General features: G+C 40.9%; 12 protein-coding genes. 4 read left to right on the top strand and 8 right to left on the bottom strand.

Annotation, left to right across the window (positions count from 1 at the left end; genetic code table 11):
* The first annotated feature begins 175 nt into the window (after window positions 1-175).
* Window positions 176-1,741 (top strand): serine/threonine protein kinase, encoded by a 1,566-nt coding sequence (locus ACMX3D_RS19965; RefSeq protein WP_482747584.1) that lies wholly within the window; start codon window positions 176-178, stop codon window positions 1,739-1,741.
* 405 nt (window positions 1,742-2,146) lie between these two features.
* Here the strand turns inward: ACMX3D_RS19965 and ACMX3D_RS19970 are convergent, their stop codons facing one another.
* From ACMX3D_RS19970 to ACMX3D_RS19995, 6 genes are all read right to left on the bottom strand, one after another.
* Window positions 2,147-2,344 (bottom strand): NblA/ycf18 family protein, encoded by a 198-nt coding sequence (locus ACMX3D_RS19970; RefSeq protein ID WP_015113604.1) that lies wholly within the window; start codon window positions 2,342-2,344, stop codon window positions 2,147-2,149.
* Window positions 2,345-3,072: 728 nt separating this feature from the next.
* Window positions 3,073-3,801, bottom strand: coding sequence for a Stp1/IreP family PP2C-type Ser/Thr phosphatase (locus ACMX3D_RS19975; RefSeq protein WP_482747585.1), 729 nt, complete (start codon window positions 3,799-3,801; stop codon window positions 3,073-3,075).
* A gap of 18 nt (window positions 3,802-3,819) precedes the next feature.
* Window positions 3,820-5,505, bottom strand: coding sequence for an ABC1 kinase family protein (locus ACMX3D_RS19980; protein ID WP_482747586.1), 1,686 nt, complete (start codon window positions 5,503-5,505; stop codon window positions 3,820-3,822).
* A gap of 102 nt (window positions 5,506-5,607) precedes the next feature.
* Window positions 5,608-5,922 (bottom strand): DUF6825 family protein, encoded by a 315-nt coding sequence (locus ACMX3D_RS19985; RefSeq protein ID WP_482747587.1) that lies wholly within the window; start codon window positions 5,920-5,922, stop codon window positions 5,608-5,610.
* Between the two features lie 253 nt (window positions 5,923-6,175).
* Complete coding sequence (locus tag ACMX3D_RS19990) at window positions 6,176-6,805, bottom strand: TetR/AcrR family transcriptional regulator (RefSeq protein WP_482747588.1); 630 nt, start codon at window positions 6,803-6,805, stop codon at window positions 6,176-6,178.
* A 153-nt stretch (window positions 6,806-6,958) separates the two neighbouring features.
* On the bottom strand, window positions 6,959-8,497 hold the full coding sequence (locus ACMX3D_RS19995; RefSeq protein WP_482747589.1) for a phenylacetate--CoA ligase family protein: 1,539 nt from the start codon (window positions 8,495-8,497) through the stop codon (window positions 6,959-6,961).
* Between the two features lie 283 nt (window positions 8,498-8,780).
* Here ACMX3D_RS19995 and ACMX3D_RS20000 point away from each other — a divergent pair, with 283 nt between their 5' ends.
* Both ACMX3D_RS20000 and ACMX3D_RS20005 read left to right on the top strand, forming a co-directional pair.
* Window positions 8,781-10,463 carry a protein kinase domain-containing protein gene (locus ACMX3D_RS20000; RefSeq protein ID WP_482747590.1) on the top strand — a complete coding sequence of 561 codons (1,683 nt, stop codon included), beginning with the start codon at window positions 8,781-8,783 and terminating at the stop codon, window positions 10,461-10,463.
* Between the two features lie 128 nt (window positions 10,464-10,591).
* Window positions 10,592-12,742, top strand: a complete 2,151-nt coding sequence (locus tag ACMX3D_RS20005; protein WP_482747591.1) for a protein kinase domain-containing protein — start codon at window positions 10,592-10,594, stop codon at window positions 12,740-12,742.
* Between the two features lie 264 nt (window positions 12,743-13,006).
* Here the strand turns inward: ACMX3D_RS20005 and mrdA are convergent, their stop codons facing one another.
* The gene (gene mrdA / locus ACMX3D_RS20010; protein WP_482747592.1) at window positions 13,007-14,827 is read right to left on the bottom strand and encodes a penicillin-binding protein 2; all 1,821 of its coding nucleotides are present in this window, start codon (window positions 14,825-14,827) and stop codon (window positions 13,007-13,009) included.
* Between the two features lie 443 nt (window positions 14,828-15,270).
* On the opposite strand from mrdA, the gene ACMX3D_RS20015 reads away from it, so the two are divergent.
* Window positions 15,271-16,863: a tetratricopeptide repeat protein gene (locus ACMX3D_RS20015; RefSeq protein WP_482747593.1), complete on the top strand. Its 1,593-nt coding sequence runs from the start codon at window positions 15,271-15,273 to the stop codon at window positions 16,861-16,863.
* Between the two features lie 99 nt (window positions 16,864-16,962).
* On the opposite strand, the gene ACMX3D_RS20020 is transcribed toward ACMX3D_RS20015, so the two are convergent.
* Window positions 16,963-17,400, bottom strand: coding sequence for an NUDIX hydrolase (locus ACMX3D_RS20020; protein WP_482747594.1), 438 nt, complete (start codon window positions 17,398-17,400; stop codon window positions 16,963-16,965).
* Between the last annotated feature and the right edge of the window lie 4 nt (window positions 17,401-17,404).

Below are 17,404 nucleotides of genomic sequence, written 5' to 3' on the forward strand. Positions count from 1 at the left end.
GTGCGGAATGCTAGAAAACTTCAGAATTACCTATCATTCCGTAGAACAGTGGTAAAAACCACCTCGGTGATAAACCGCAGGCTAATGGTAGAAGTTTTCGACCAGAGAACTAAAAAATGCTTTAGTTCCTTTTATTTCCACACACATACAACTTGCTTTTGGAGTCGAATGTTTTATGTCAGACCCCAACATCGGACGCTTACTCGGCAAACGCTATCAGCTTCAGGAGTTAATTGGTACTGGAGCTATGGGTCGGGTTTATCGTGCTAAAGATATTTTGTTGGGAGGAGTCCCTGTTGCTGTCAAGTTTCTCGCCTTATCGATTCAAAATGAAAAGATGCGATTACAAGAACGCTTTGAGCGAGAAGCGAAAACTTGTGCTTTGCTGGGACAAAAAAGCATTCATATTGTGCGAGTCATGGACTACGGCGTAGATGAAAATAATACGCCGTTTTATGTCATGGAATATCTTCAAGGACATAGCCTTAGTCAGATTATTCGTCAGCACCATCTAGCGTTACCCAGATTTTTTAGTATGGTGCGTCAAATCAGCTTGGGGTTACAGTGCGCTCATGATGGTATCCCAGTTGATGGCAGTATTTATCCAATTATTCATCGTGATATTAAACCCAGCAATATGCTGGTCATTCAAGACTCTAGTTTTGGCGAATTAGTCAAAATTTTAGATTTTGGGATTGCTAAGTTACTACAAGGAAATAACGACCAAACAAAATTTTATTTGGGAACTTTGGCTTATTCTTCTCCCGAACAAATGGAGGGTAAGGAATTAGACAATCGCTCGGATATTTACAGTTTAGGTGTCATGATGTTTGAGATGCTAACTGGCAAAATGCCGTTAGTAGCACCCACACATTCCTTTGGAGCATGGTATAAAACACATCACACTCAAGAACCTCGCTCCTTTAATGATGTGAATCCTGGGTTGCAAATTCCCAAACAATTACAAAGTTTAGTGATGAGTTGTCTGGCGAAAGCACCAAGCGATCGCCCTCAAAAGGTAAGCGAAATCTTAAAGGTGTTAGAATCCATAGAACAGAATTACCGCTCACACAACACTCAGCCTGATATCCCAGTACCTAAACCTGTAGCAACTCGCAGCTTAACCATTCCTGTTGAAGTTCAGCCCAAGACTAAGGCTGATGTACAGGTTCTACCTTCTCATGATGAAATCTTACGCTCTGTTTCTTGGCCAGATAATAAGCCAATTGCTGATATTGTTTTTCCTCAAACGATTCGCGTTCATGACGAAGTTTTACCAGCTTTATGGGTAATGCTACCACAACGAGAAATTCTCAACAGATTTGCCTGTAATCGTTATAATCAATTTCTCTTCCTGCCTGCTCCTCACCCTATGGCACTGTGGATTACTGTGATCTACAATCGCAAACATGGTGTCAAGTGGCTGCCTTACTACCTTGACCTCAAAACTAATCTAGGGCAAGAAATCGCTAGGTTACTGGCAAAAACTGGTTACTATCGTTTGTTATTTTTTGCGCGGGAAGCACCAAGTCGCTGTTCTCATATCCTACTTTGCAGTATTGCTACTGCTCAACGCAAAAACTTGGAACAGTGGGCAGAAGAAAGTAAAGTTACCACCTCATCTGTTGATCCCCAAATTAGTAAAAATGTATTAAAAACTGAGTACGAAAAAATTAAACCCCAAATTTTATCTAAGTTAGAAGCAACGGCTACAGACATTCCCTTCGACCTTTCGGGCTAGAATGTGGCTGATTGCAAAATGTAAAGTTTTATAACGAAAAATCTATATTCGGTTGTAAGCCCTACGTTATAGCAAATATAATGATTAGCGATGGCGAGCGGTCAACTAATGTTAATTGGATCTACGCAAATTTTGCTCTGTATCCAATACAGCACATAAATTAGTGTACTGAAAAAGCCATAACTGAAGTTTTATTGGCTAGTTACAGTTGCTAATTTATCCCCTACAATACAGTTTAGTCTTAACAAATAGATGCAGCCTTTAATGTGGCACTGCCTAGAGTTAGGTTAAAACAGGTAATTTACAATCGTTAAACTTGAAGTTGACGCCCCAGCATCCCCAGCTCCTTTCCTTCTTGGAACCGAGCAAGAGAAGGAGGTCGCCCACTGCGACACAAAAACAATCCTATGCCAGAGTGGAACCGGAATCTAAGCCCCACTGATGTTTGAGTAACTCTTGGTAAGTAGCCTCACGCACAACCATTTGCTCATAGAGCTTGACTAAAAAGTCTTTAGCTTGGTCATGGCTCATGTGTTGCACTTGGGTGGCGAATGAGCGGATACTGAACTGTTGTTCCAAGGATAATTCGATTGGCTGGTTCATAGTAAACTCCGAAAACAACGCGTAAAAGAGAAATTTAGTGACACCATTCCTCAAAGGATGGTGATGGGACTAATAGTAGCTCTACATTTGTTCCTACGTATTAAGAAAGATAACAATTGTTTGACTATTTGCCCACACTCCTTAGGATAAATTTTTGGTGTCAGAAACAGCTTCGGCCTAAACCTACTGATATAGAACTCAAGTCTGCTGAGGCAGAGTCCGGGAAATTTCACGGTTTGTGAAATAAAATACCTTAACCTAGCCTTGCTAACTTTGAGTTTCTCTCTTAGGGGAGAGGCTGATTGGCGCAAGGATAAATAAAAGGTATTAAACCTGAATTATATGCGCCATACCGTATTAGGTGCAAGATGTCAATTCAACAAAATTATATAAACATAGCCTCCAAAGGCTAAATTTGGAGGTTAAATGTATTTTTATCAAGTTGTAAAGAATAAAAATGCTCAGGCTGAACAAATTACTGAGTATATTTACTAAAAAATGTCCAAAGCCAAACAATTTTGGATCTTGTGGTAAAGCGCTGAGTATAAATCCAGTTGCTACCCTACAAAAAGCAGCCTTGCGTCTACAAAGCTTTTAGCAATCAGCAATTCCTCATCTATGTGACTATGCTATAGATTTTGGATTGACCCACAACGGGGGCTGGTACCGTGGAGGAACTTTTGGTCAAAATTACTTTTGACCATTGAATATTGACTATTAACTGTATTTCAAACTTGTAGCTCTACGATGACAACTGTGATGTTATCGTGTCCTCCTTGCTCCTTAGCAGCTTCAATTAGGGAGATGGAGGCTTTTTCTAGCAAGGGAATGTTTTGTAGACAATCAGCAATCTTCTCATCTACTAATTCTTCGGTTAGACCATCACTACATAAAAGCAAGCGATCGCCCCCTTTAACATCCAACAGTTGCACATCAAATTGGTGCAGGTCTTCCCGACCCAAACAACGGGATAATACATGGCGGAAGGGGTGAATTCGTGCTTCCTCAGCAGTGATATCGCCTACTTTAATTGCTCTTGCTACCCATGTATGGTCTTCTGTAATTTGCTCTAATTGTGACCCCCGTAAGCGATACAATCTAGAGTCTCCAATATGAGCGCACCAAGGAGCTTCTGGTTGGCGAAACAGTACTACGACGACAGTAGTACCCATATCAGCCCGTTCGGGATGTTTTTGCTGATCCTGCAAAATTGCTTCATTGGCCTGCCACAAAGCTTTTTCGAGCAATTGTGGGTCTGATTCTACTGAATTCCAATTTGCTACTAAATGGGCTTGTATTTCACGCGTTGCAATGTGGCTTGCTTCTTCACCGCCTGCGTGACCACCCATCCCATCAGCAACGATAAAAAATCGTCCTTCGGGATCGACATAATAGGCATCTTGGTTACTAGAACGAATAAGTCCCGGATCACTAAAACCCGTGAATTTTAATTTCATAATTTTTTAAGACAATAATTAATACATACGTTCATAACGGTCGAGGCGAAGAAGCAAGCGAATCAGAATTACTGAGACTGCGGCGGCAATTAAACCTGCTGTTAGCGCCAACCATACATAATGATTTACCAATAAAATGGTAGCTGACAGAGTAAATCCACTGATTATCAAAGCGTAGCTGATTCCTAGTTGAATATTGCCCTGTCGCCGCAACAGGCGTTCTGATTCTATCGAACGCACCCGCACGCGCATATCGCCACGCTCTAATTTTTCTAAAGTATCTTCTAGTCTACGTGGAAGCCCAAAGGCAGTGGTACTTACCTGTACTGCTTGACGACTTAATTCATTCAGGAAGCTATTACCGTCAGCGCCATTCATATCTGTCATAAGCTGCATTGCATAAGGTTGGGCAACTTCCATAAAATTAAACTCTGGATCTAAGCCCTTACCTACCCCCTCTAGAGTGGAAAAAGCTCGCATCACAAAAGTGAAAGTTGCGGGAAATCTAAATGGCTGATTATAAGCTATTTCGTATAGATCATCACTAATTGCTGCCACTGATTGGTTTTCAAACGGCTTATCCATAAAATTATCCAGCATATACTGGACAGAACGCCGTACTGGCCCCATATCTTCTACTGGTGCGATCGCTCCTAAATTAATCAGTGACTGTACTACGCGATCGCCATCTTTTTGGGCAATCCCAAACAAAGTTTCCATTAGCCCTTCCCGGACATTGGATTTAATTCGCCCCATCATGCCAAAATCGTAGAATATTAAACTACCATCTGCACTGACAGCGATATTACCTGGATGAGGGTCAGCATGGAAAAAGCCATTATTCAGCAGTTGATGTAAATAAGCTTGAGCGCCTTGACGGGCAATGACTTTCCGATCTAAACCCGCAGCTTCTAAAGCTTCATATTGACTAATTTTAATTCCCGGCAGATATTCTAATGTTAAAACTCGTGGCGAAGTGTAACGCCAATAAATTCTTGGCACTTTTACCCAGTCATAACCACGAAAGTTGCGACGAAATGTATCAGCGTTACGACCTTCACCGAGATAATCGATTTCTTCCCACAGAATGCGACAACATTCTTCGTAAATTCCCATCCAATCTCGTCCCTTCCCCCATCTAGGATGGTTTTGGAAGTAACGAGCAATTCCTTTAAGAATTTGTAAATCTATTTCAAATAATTTCTTTAGTCCAGGACGCTGTACCTTGACAACAACAGCTTCCCCATTGTGTAGCACAGCTTTATGCACTTGTCCTAAACTTGCAGCAGCCAGAGGAATAGGTTCAAAACTTTGGAAGAGTTCAGGAATTTTTTTCCCCAGTTCTTGCTCGATAATCGTTTCTACTTGCTCATAGCTAAATGCTGGGACTTTATCTTGCAGCTTCGATAACTCTTCGACATATTCACTGGGGAAGATATCAGCACGAGTTGAAAACAACTGCCCGACTTTAATAAAGGTCGGCCCTAAATCCAATAGTGTATTGCGAATCCAAATTGCTTGGGCTTTGCGCCTTGCAGCTTGTTTTGCTTCTGTTACACCACCTGGATAACTCCAAGATTTGTTGTAGCGCCACAGTTTGAACATTAAAGTCAACACAAAAGACCAAATGTCCACAAAGCGGCGCTTGCTAGAGTAGTTTTCACGATTCCAACGGTATGCTTTGTCTGAATAACTTTGTTCCATATCTTTTGCGTACCGTTGGTTTGTCACCGAATCAACTGGAAGGTAAGACACTCTGATTCCTAAACTGCTAATAACTATTGACTATTGACCATTGACAATAGATTAAACAGAACTACTGCGATAACGCTGCAATTCATTACGCAATAGAGCAATTTCGGCTCGTAGTTCATCAATATTGGCTTGCAAATCACCTGCATCTTGCCCGGCTGTAGTTGTTTGACCGACGTTAGCTGCTTGGGCTGCGCGATTTGCTCGTTCTGTGACTTCTTGTGTAAACTGACGCAGTTGTTCTCTTGCTTCTGCATCAAATTTACCTAGCTCACTCAACGCATCGGTTAAGGCAACCTCTAATCGTTCATTAATGATTTCTGCTACCGCTCTGCCTACGAAAAAGGCTTGTAAAAGGGGGTTACTCATAAATTTTTGTTACGCTCGTCCGCAAGAGAATTATAACTTGCCCGTATGCATTGCGGCTTCTATCTGGGAGTTTGGAGTTAATTTTATAAGTTAAAGTAGAAACTTTACAATTATTAATTATAGCTATATGGACATATACTTATTTAACCTAGAAAGTAATAAATTTGTTAAAAAAATATAAAAAATTTGATTAATCTGCCTGAGAAATATGCTGATTTATTTAATAAATAATTTGTAATTTGAATTATTAATTTTACCTACCTCCACTAACAGCAGGTACAAAAGCAAGACTGATACCGCGCACAAAAATATCCACACAAGTATCGATATATTCATCACCGCTATAACTATTTTTCTTGAGCTTGGCATTACGGCAGAGCATACCTGCTAGTAGCATTCCAGTAAACATATCAACTGCGGGCGCTGGATCAAGTTCTGGTCTGACCGTACCATGTTTCTGACAAGATTTGAGATAAGCAATTAGTTTTTCACTTAAGGGTTGAGTTGCTTCTTGAATAACTTGCTTGGCTGCTTCGGGATGACGTTTAGCTTCCCCAATAAAGGTACGAATCAAGTCTTCGTGGGCTTCTAGCATAGCGTTGTATAGTTTGGCATAGCATTTCAAATCAACACTGAGATTTTGTGTCCAAGTTTCGGGATGCGCCAAAGCTTCTATTTGGAGTGCGAGAGCATTTTCAATGACGGCTTTGAGCAGTTGTTCTTTACTGGCAAAGTGACGAAATAAAGTTACCTCATTTACGCCAGCAACGCGAGCTATTTCGCGGGTAGTTGCGCCTTGTACACCTAAATTCGCAAATACTTGTGAGGCGGCTTCTATTAAACGTGTACGGGTGAGAGTCGATGAACGGATGTTTTTGCTCATTGTGCTGGCAAGTGCTTACTTGCATTATATTTGAAGTTGAAAAATGTGTTTTTAAGCAACTTAATATAATGTTTAGCAAAAAATTGCAAAGGTAAGCAAAGCCTGAGGGGTATGAGATTAATAAAAAGACATATTTAACCTCTATTTATTTTCTTACTTGCGGGTATAGCGATGTTTGACTCCGATGGGAAAATATTCGCGATCGCCTGTTGCAGTTAACGCAACCTGTGGTGTTTGATATTCTGGGGGAACGTAATTAGCAAACTCACTGTTGAGGCGTAAGAGTTGCGCCAAAATTGACTCGGTTATAGCTTGGCGTTTGTCTTCATTACTTTCAACGCCTGGTGCTAGTTCTACAACCACAGATAAAAATCGGTTTTTGTCTGCATCTTCTTTGACTTGCAACACGAATTTACCTGTTACCCATGCTTGAATAACTGGTTGTTCTAAGCCGACGGTGACGTTTTCAGGATAAATATTTGCGCCAAAGTAAGAAACTGTAAAGTTAGAACGTCCAAAAATGTAGACGAAAGGTAATGGGTGAATTCCTCTGGGGGAGTGCTGAGTGCTGAGTGCTGAGTTGTTGGTTTCTGAACAGAGTGCTTCTAATGGGTTGAATTTCCATTGTGCTAGAAATTGAAGCATCGCATCATAGGTAATAATTCCACCAGTGTCGAGGATGTCGTAACGTACTAGGGGAATACCATTGTCTCCAGAAAACAGCAATGAGCCGTTTTGTACCTCGAAAAAGCGATCGCTGGGGTCATATTGTACTAATGTAGGTAGACGAGATTCGCCAAATAAAGCTCTAGCAGCATCGGGGTTTTTGGCTAAGAAACGGCGAATGCAAATACTCAAAGGCGTTTCATTTCCCAATACACTAGCATCCGCAGTTCCGTAGAGTGAGGCGAAATCGTAGCAAGGATTTTGCGAACCAACTCTGTCACCGACTAAACTACGCCATTCTTCACTGAATACTTCTCCCGCCATGACTAGCTTAATGTGATATTGCGACCATTCCACGCCACGACTTATCCCAGTATCAATCACATCTTTGAGGAATGGCGGGTATCCCAAAAGTACAACTTGCTCAAAATTTTTACCGAGTTCTTGAACGACGCGCAAGATTTCTTCTTTGTTGTTACCAGGAGTAATAACGGTGATGGGATAACCTTTACTTGCTAAATAGCGACAGCAATTTGTTGTGAACATTCCGCCTACCCAAGTTCCCAGGGTGAAACAAATTACTGCGAGGGTGCGACGAGTGTCTGCAAAAAAACTGTCATGAAAAATTTGCTCAAAGCGTGTGGCTATTTGCAGTTCATTGGTGAAGAAGCGCGGCCAAAATGTGGGTTTACCTGTGGAACCGGAGGAAGCAGCTATCATATCACACTCTGCTAACTGACCGTTGCGGCACAAATCAGGTAGAGGATAACGTTGTATATAATTTTCTTTAGCGATCGCAGGTAATTGCTGAAAATCTTCCAGAGTTTGAATAGTATCAGGATTAATTTTTCTTTCTGCTAAAAAAGCTTTGTATGCTGGGACATTAGCAGCGACATCGTGAAACAATGTTAAGACTGTTCGTGAATTGGCAGTGTGATGATGTCTCTGTAGTAGGGTTTCTATAGGTGTAGAAATAAATTCTTCAAATGCCTTGATGGCTCGCTGTTGTTGAGAATTAGCGTTCATAAATTTATCTGAAAAGTATCAAGTCAGATTTGATTTTAAACGCGGAGGATCGCTAAGGTAAACGCAAAGGTACGCTGAGTGTTTATTTTAGTTTTTGCTGTGTGCTTAGTATTTTGGTGTTTAAAGATAAATTTTATTAAAGCTAAGGCTCTCAGCAAGCTCTATTTGGCAAATTACTTTTTAACAGAGTTTCAGTTCGCGGAAAATTCTAGGTAGCATATCCGTAAACAGAACTGCTTATGTTGTAGTAATTTATAAAAACCCTAATTTATCCTTCAGCACCATGCAGGTTTATTGCAGTAAACAACACGCAAATCTTAGCAGTAATCGGTTTTGTACCTCTTGTGGTGAACCGCTGCCTCTTGCTGTTGGGCAGGTTGTCAATCAACGCTATCAAATTATACGTCAGTTAGGGCAAGGCGGTTTTGGACGTACTTATTTAGCGGAAGATAAGCACAAAAGCAATCAAGTATGCGTGCTGAAGGAATTTGCACCGCAAGTGCAAGCACAGCAAGATTTACAAAAAGCAAAGGAGTTATTTGAACGAGAAGCCAGTGTGCTGAAGAAACTCCAGCATCCGCAAATTCCGCGTTTTCACGCTTCTTTACAGGTGCAGATAGGCAGTAAAGATTTTTTCTTTCTCGTGCAAGATTATATCCAGGGTGATAATTATTGCCAGCTATTAGAACAACGCCAAGCTCAAGGACAAACTTTTAGTGAGGAAGAAATAATTCTACTGCTGCAACAAATTTTACCTGTATTGTCTTACATCCACTCAAAAGATGTGGTTCACCGCGATATCTCACCGGATAATTTGATTTGGCGACGTTCTGATCATTTGCCTGTACTGATTGATTTTGGGGGTGTGAAGCAATTACCAGCTTCTCAAGGTTTTTGGTTTACTAAGTTAGCTGTAAATCATACTTTATTAGGTAAAAAAGGCTACGCACCAGAAGAACAACTGCGGCAAGGAAAGGTATTTCTGAGCAGCGATTTATACTCTTTAGCGGTGACGGTATTAGTATTATTAACAGGGAAGGAACCGCAAAAATTATACGACAGCTATCAAGGCATTTGGTATTGGGGTAAGGAAATTAAGGTTAGCCCCAAACTAGAATCAGTATTGAAAAAGATGCTGGCTTATAAACCAAGCGATCGCTATCAAACAGCCGAACAAGTTCTCAAAGACTTACCATCGCCAGCTGTAACGCAACCTAGCAATCCTTATATTACCAAGCTGAAGACTCAGATAGTCTCCCCCGGACAAAAACGCGCTAACGCTATTGTGAGTAAATTCCATCAAAGAACTCAAGTTGTGACCAGTGCTTTACCTGTGTGGCTACGTCCTTTTGCTGTGAGTATGGCTGGTACAGCAATAGTCGGTTTAACAGTCGCTGGAACTTGGGCTGCGGTAAATGCGGTAGTTAGAGGTATAGAATCTATCAAAATGCCTGCAATTTCATTGCCCCAAATGCCATCGTTACCTAATCCCCTTGGTCAACCAGTCAGTAACAAGGGAAGTAAAAATATTGCGGATGTAATGGCGCGTCGTCAAGAGTTAGAAATCCCAGAAGTCTTTTTTATCCGCATGGTAGACAACATATTCTATAGTCAGCGACCAGATATGCAAGGGCGCAGCATCACATCAAAAGATGTGGCTTTGCGCAATGAGTGGTTGAGCATCGCTGATGACTTGTTGGATAAACTAGAACAGGCTGAACTCAGCACCGCAGCCCGTCGGAAACTAGGAACATATAGCCAAAAAAATTACGAAAGATGGAGACTACAAGCTAAAACCGGAAAGTTGGGTAACTATACAATCAGTCAGTTAAACAAAGAGACTAATCAAAAATTTGAAGAGTTATTTCCAGGAAAGCAACAGGAAAAACAGAATCAACAAACTTACGGTCAAATTTGGTATGCGATCGCGGCTGATAAAGTTAGTAAAATACAATCGAACAATTAGTGAAGGTGTCAAGGTGATGAGTCAAGAAGGGTGCAAGGGTGCAAAGGTGCAAGGGTGTCAGAGTACAAGGGAAGAATATATGACTCAGCATTCACCACTATTGACTATTGACTATTGACTATTGACCAATGACTAAATTTTATTGCTCTAAAGGTCATGAAAATCCCCCAGGTAGTCGGTTTTGTCTCCATTGTGGTGAAAATTTACAAGATTTACCTGTAAGTTATAGTATTCAACCTGGTTTAACTTTAAGCGATCGCTATGTCATTGTCCGGCAAATCGGGCAAGGTGGATTTGGACGTACTTATTTAGCTGAAGATATCAACCGCTTCCGCGAACTTTGTGTTTTAAAAGAATTTTCTCCTCAAGTTCAAACTGCTTACGTTTTACAAAAAGCTGAAGAACTATTTCAACGAGAAGCCAGTGTTCTCTACAAATTGCAACATCCCCAAATTCCCCGCTTTCGAGAATTGTTTCGCACAAATCTCCAAGGTAAGGAATATCTTTTCTTGGTGCAAGATTATGTAGAGGGGCAAACATACAACTCTTTATTAAATACTCGCAAACAGCAAGGCTTACGGTTTACAGAAGCAGAAGTACGCCAACTGTTGCAGCAAATTTTGCCTGTTTTAGAATATATCCACTCGATGGGTGTGATTCATCGAGATATTTCGCCAGATAATTTAATTTTACGTACCGCAGACCAACTGCCAGTATTAATTGACTTTGGTGGGGTGAAACAAGTTGTTGCCACTGTTGCTTCTCAATATTACCAACCAGGTGCAGCATCGCCTCCAGCGCCTACTTTATTGGGAAAAATCGGCTTTGCACCATCAGAACAAATGCAAACTGGTGCAGTATCTCCCCACAGTGATTTGTACGCTTTGGCGGTCACAATATTAGTATTGCTAACAGGTAAACAACCGCAAGAATTACTCGATAATTACACTCTGACTTGGAAATGGCATCAAGAACTGAGTTTGAGTCCGATGTTAGGTCAGGTATTAGATAAGATGTTAGCGCCTCGACCGAGCGATCGCTATCAATCTGCTAATCAAGTTTTACAAGCACTCAACCCTTCATCTGTTCAATATCCTGTCACTCAACCACCAACTCAACCATCAGTTGCACCTCCACCTACAACATCCGCTACTTTCGCCGTCGCACCTTCTCCTGCTTTTACCCCAACACCGCCTCGTCCCATCGCTGCATCTCCCGCACCTATTTCTCAACCAACAAGCTGGTGGACACCGGGTAAAACTTTTGCTGCAACATTAGTTTTAGTGGGTGCTGTCGGAGTAGTTTGGTGGGGAGTCACGAGAAATAATCATGATGGTGGAAATGTTGACCCTACACCCACCCCAACAGTTACCCAACCCGTTGATCCTTCAGCAAATTATTCGCCCGAAGAAAAGCAACGCAAAGAAAAATTAAGCGATCGCCGTCAACAGTTAAATATTGATCAAAGCTTTTATGTAAACTTGGTCAATCAAATCTTTTGGCAAAGAAACCCCAGTTTACAAGGACGCACTCTCAGCAATGAACCAGAAGATGAAAGTTTGCGGGCTGTATGGGATAGAACTGCTGACGAAGTGTTAGATAAGCTTTCAGTTTTAAGTACAAAAGCACGTCGGCAACTAGGAAATTATACGGCATCGGAACGCGATCGCTGGAAAACAGCAGTGAACAAAATCAACGTTGGTAGTCGCGCTTTATATGATTTAGGTGATGTGGCTTTCAACAGAATATTTCCTGAACAACGTCGTGATGAAAATTTTTTAAATGAACCCATTGGGCAAGTTTGGCATGGCTTTGTGAGCGATCAACTTAGTGCTATCCTCGATGGGAGTGCTTTTGAAAAGATTGTTTTTGATATAGGGGCGACAAGTAAAACAGTAACTGGAACTCTCAAACCAGGCAGTGGTAAGATTTTCATTGCTGGACTCGCTAAAGGGCAAACATTGGAATTAAACCTCAAAGCGAGTCCCAAAGTTTTGTTATCAGTTTATTCTCCTTCTGGCAAAGTCAAACTTTTAGAAGACTCAACAAAACGCACTTTAACTACAGAGTTACCAGAGAAGGGCTATTATGAGTTTGCGATCGCTTCTACGGCATCAACAACAGTAGATTATCAACTCAGCATCGCCGCCGAAAATCCCGTCCCAGTGGAATCTCCCACAGCCACACCCACAGAAACATCTACACCCGAACCCACAGCCACGCCAACAGAAACATCTACACCCGAACCCACAGCCACTCCAACGGAAACAACGCCATAGCTTTGAGGAAATACAGGGGTGTCAGGGAATATAATAATTGCGATCGCAAAAACGTAATTTCAACGTGAGTTCGACGGATTTAACAAACCCCTCTCCAAACCTCTCTCCTTGCAGGGGAGAGGCTTTAAAAGCTTAATTTTTCGTCTATATTTCAGCCCCTCTCCGCTTCGGAGAGGGGTTGGGGAGAGGTTCATCGAATTTATGTAATTTCAACTTCAGATTTGCGGTGCGTTAGAATTATCATCCATAACGCACCCTAGCGAACTATGGTTTCTTCGCCTCTGGTTTTTGATATTTACCTGGATATTTCCTTTGGTAATAATCTTCCATAATTTGTAGAATCATCGGCGCGGCGATACTACCACCACCACCACCAGAATGTTCTGCAAAAGCAACAATGACCATTTCTGGATTATCGGCTGGCGCATACGCACCAAACCAAGCATGATTTTGTTTGACACGACGTTTCCAAGCTTCTGCTGTGCCACTTTTGCCAGCTACAGAGGGAATTGTCGGCTTATTTAAAGCTTTACCCGTACCTTCAGAAACAACCTTGCGTAGTCCATCGCGCAGAATTTTAATGGTTGTCGGCTTCATATTTAAAGATTCACGCCAGCTTTTGGCATCTTCATTATCTTTGAGTAAATGCGGCTGGACTCGATAGCCACCATTAGCTGGGACAGCAAACATAATCGCTACTTGTAAAGGTGTAGTTTGTAAAGCACCTTGACCAATAGACATATTAATTGTGTCGCCGACAGTCCAGGGGATTTTCCAGGCTTTCTGTTTCCATGTTTCATCTGGAACTAAACCTTTAGTTTCTTCTGAGGCAAACTCAAAGCCAGTTTTTTGACCAAATCCATACTTGCGTGTCCACTCAATCAAAGTTGGGCCACCAACGCCTCTACCTATTTGATAAAAGAAGGTATCACTACTCCACTGCATCGCGCCGACAAATCCTAAAGGCCCAAACCCCGCATGGTTCCATTCGCCAAATCGTGTTCCGCCAATGTTTAAAGAACCATAGGTTTGTAAGATTGTGCTGGGAGAAAATTTACCTGATTCCAAACCAGCAGTTGTAGTGACAATTTTAAAGGTGCTGGCGGGCGGAAAGGCGCTGAGGGCGCGATTAACTAGAGGATGGTCTTCACCTTGTACAGATTCCCAATCTTTTTGAGTGAGTTTTTGTTTAGAAAAGATATTGGGGTCAAAGGTGGGATGAGATACTAATGCTAAAACTGCACCATTTTTTGGGTTGATTGCCACAATAGCACCATCGCGATCGCCCAATGCTTTTTCTGCGGCCTTTTGTATATCTAAATCTAAAGTCAAGTGCAGATCATTCCCGGCTTTGGCTTGTTTCTCCCCTAAAACCCGTAGCGGTCGCCCAGCACCATCAACTTCTACCTGCTGACCTCCCCATTCACCCCGCAATGTTTTTTCATAAGCTTTTTCTACTCCCATCTGGCCGATAACATCACCCAAGCGATAGCCTTCTTTTTGTCTTTCTTTTAACTGTTCAGCCGTTAATTCTCGCGTATAACCTAATACATGAGCTAGTGCCTTACCGTGGGGATAGTAACGAACAGCCTCTGTATGAACTTCTACCTCTGGTAGTTCGTTTTCATACTCCTTCATTGCTGTGACTTGCGCTTCATTCAAATCACGGGCAATTCTAATTAAAGAAGAAGAATTTGCACCAGCCTCATCCAGTTTTTTTTCAATTTCTGTTTGGGGAATATCTAAAATGCTGGCTAACCTCGGCCCGACTACTGGCCAAGAAGGTTTAGTATGTGCCATCGGCCAAAGATATACAGAACGAGGATAGCGTGTACTAGCCAAAAGTTTGCCATTACGGTCAAAAATATTCCCACGTTCTGGTTGTTTGGCAATCACCCGAATGCGATTAGCCTCGGCTCGTTTGCGGTGTACTTGCCCCTCAACAATTTGCAAATATGCCAACCGCGCCCCAATGCCAGTTAACATTGAGAGGGTAAATATGATTAAAAATATAGACTGAAAATTGCGTCCGACTGTACGTGTATTTTTTTTACCACCAAGAGGAGACGGATGTAATACTGCCATATCACAAAGATTAATTGCTTAAGAAATACTATATGTATACAATGAGTCTGAGCTTGTACCGAAGATTACTGTAAATTACAATAATTTTTGGGATAGAGTTTGACTTATATTTGTAATGTCATACTGTCGATTTAGTTGATCAGGAATAATTGCAGTTAACCATTAACAAGTATCTGCTAAATGAATGATATCCACCACATCTACTTTGGACAACTGGAAAAACTGGGTTTATCCAGTTGTTAATGTCCACAGTACCATTCAGACGATATATTGAGCAGTCGCTGGATAAATGAAAAAAAACTAATCATTAAAAATAGAAACTAAGCCGCTTCCATACCTGTTCCCCATTCCCTGTTGCCTATTCCCTGTTCCCTACTATAAATGTTTACGCTGCTGGAATATTTGAATAAAATAATTTAATTAAAAGTTTCGCAGATATATCAATGGACTGGATTACGCTATTGCGATCGCTACAGTCTGATTTTGTTAAAAGGTTAACATCCGGTTCTCTGCTTCATTGCGAAACAGAAGGTCAATATAGTGAATTAACTATAATCTCTGGAGAGAGATTAAAAGTTCTCCGAGAATTTTGCTGGCAAATGGCAGAAAAATATAAGCGTGTTTCGCCAGTGCGGGATGTTTTTATCAGCTATCTCAAAGGCAAATTGGGTGAAGAAGTTGTTAAAGAACGCTTGGCTGATTTTATTACCGAAGTTGATTATGAAAAACGCTTTGGTGGCGATGGCAAGATAGATTTTACCCTGACCACTAACCCATCAGTTGGTATTGAAGTCAAATCTCGGCATGGCAGCCTTGATAAAGTGAGATGGTCTGTAAGTTCAGAAGAAGTCGAAAAAAATGCGGTTGTGGTCTGTATTTTAATTCAAGAAGAAGTACACGAAGCACAATCGGAATATCACCTGTTTTTAGCAGGGTTTCTGCCTACCCGTATGATTAAACTCAAAACTGGCAGAATTGCCTTTGGGATAGAACAGCTATTATATGGCGGTGGTTTGCGTTGCTATTTAGAACAGTATCAATCTGCAATTAATTACAATTTAGCTAAGCCAGAAAATCACAACAAATCACAGATTTTATTGTCGCGCCCAGCAGTTAATGCAGATAATCAATTATTTATTGATCAACCAGAAATTGATTATATCAAACGAGGTCATGATTGCTTAGAAAAAGGAGAATACGCAAATGCGATCGCCAACTATAGCCAAGCTTTAGAATTGTATCCAAACGATGCTGAAATTTATTATCAACGCGGTTTAAGCTATTATCAGATAGGAGATTACGAAGAAGCGCTCACAGATTATTCTCAAGCCATTCAAATAAATCTCAATGATACCAAACTCTATATCAAACGAGGTTTAGCCAGTTATCAATTAGGAGATTATGCAGCAGCAATTGATGATTATTCTCAGGCTATCAGACTCAATCCTAATGTGGCAGTTGCCTATAAAAACCGCGCTGATGCTCGTTCTCATTTAGGAGATAATCAAGGAGCAATTGAAGATTATACTCAAGCACTCAAAATTAATCCTAACTATGCTTTAAATTATAAAAATCGTGGCATGGCACGTTATTTTTTAGGATATCAGCAAAGCTTTACTAAAGCCATCAAAATGAATCCTCATGATGCTATTGCTTATAAAAATCGTGGTAATGCTCGTGCTGATATAGGTGATTACGAAGGTGCAATTGATGATTATACTCAAGTAATTGCAATTAACCCCCATGATGCTAGTGCTTATTACAATCGCGGCAATGCTCGTTATGATTTAGGCGATAATGCCGGAGCTTTTGACGATTATACTCAGGCTATACAAATTAATCCTAATTACGCTGATGCTTATTACAATCGTGGCAATGTGCAATCCGAAATAGGAGATAAGCAAGCAGCAATTGCAGATTTTCAGAAAGCTGTAGAACTTTATCGTAAAGAAGGTAAATTAGATGCGCTCAAAGATGCACGAGGACGATTTTTAGATTTGCAAATAGAAGGTTCATTGGATATTTTAAATTTCTAAAAACATGGTTTCTATGATAATCCAGTTTGATTTTCTTATTTATTTATAGCACCTGAATTCTGCTGTAAATAGCGAGTGCATCTACTATTCAAGCTTTAATTATCTTGATAAATAATCAAAAAATTCCTCTGGAACTAACCGCAGTTCGCCAGATTTAAAGCGCTCAATTTCTACCCACAGCGCCCGATGATGATGTGTTCCTGATTCAGAAAACATCAGGCTTTCTATTTGATAAAACTTTGAGTCGGCAAAATCACATTGATAAAGTTGAATTATTTCATGACCTTGCCGATTGTTATATATAAATAAGTTTTCAATACAGCCTAAATAGCGAATATTAGTTAACTCAGCTTGAATTTCTTCTTGAAATTCTCGTTGTAAAGCGGCGTGACTAGTTTCACCAAAATCAACGCCACCACCCAAAGCACGGTAAAAAGTAGACTGCTTGGCTGGGTCATAGCCTTCAGAAACAAAAATTCGCTCTCCATCCCGAATTAGCCCCAAAACTATGACCCGAATTTCTCCTGATTTATTCATTCTT

The organism is Anabaena sp. TISTR 8404 (assembly GCF_056847745.1).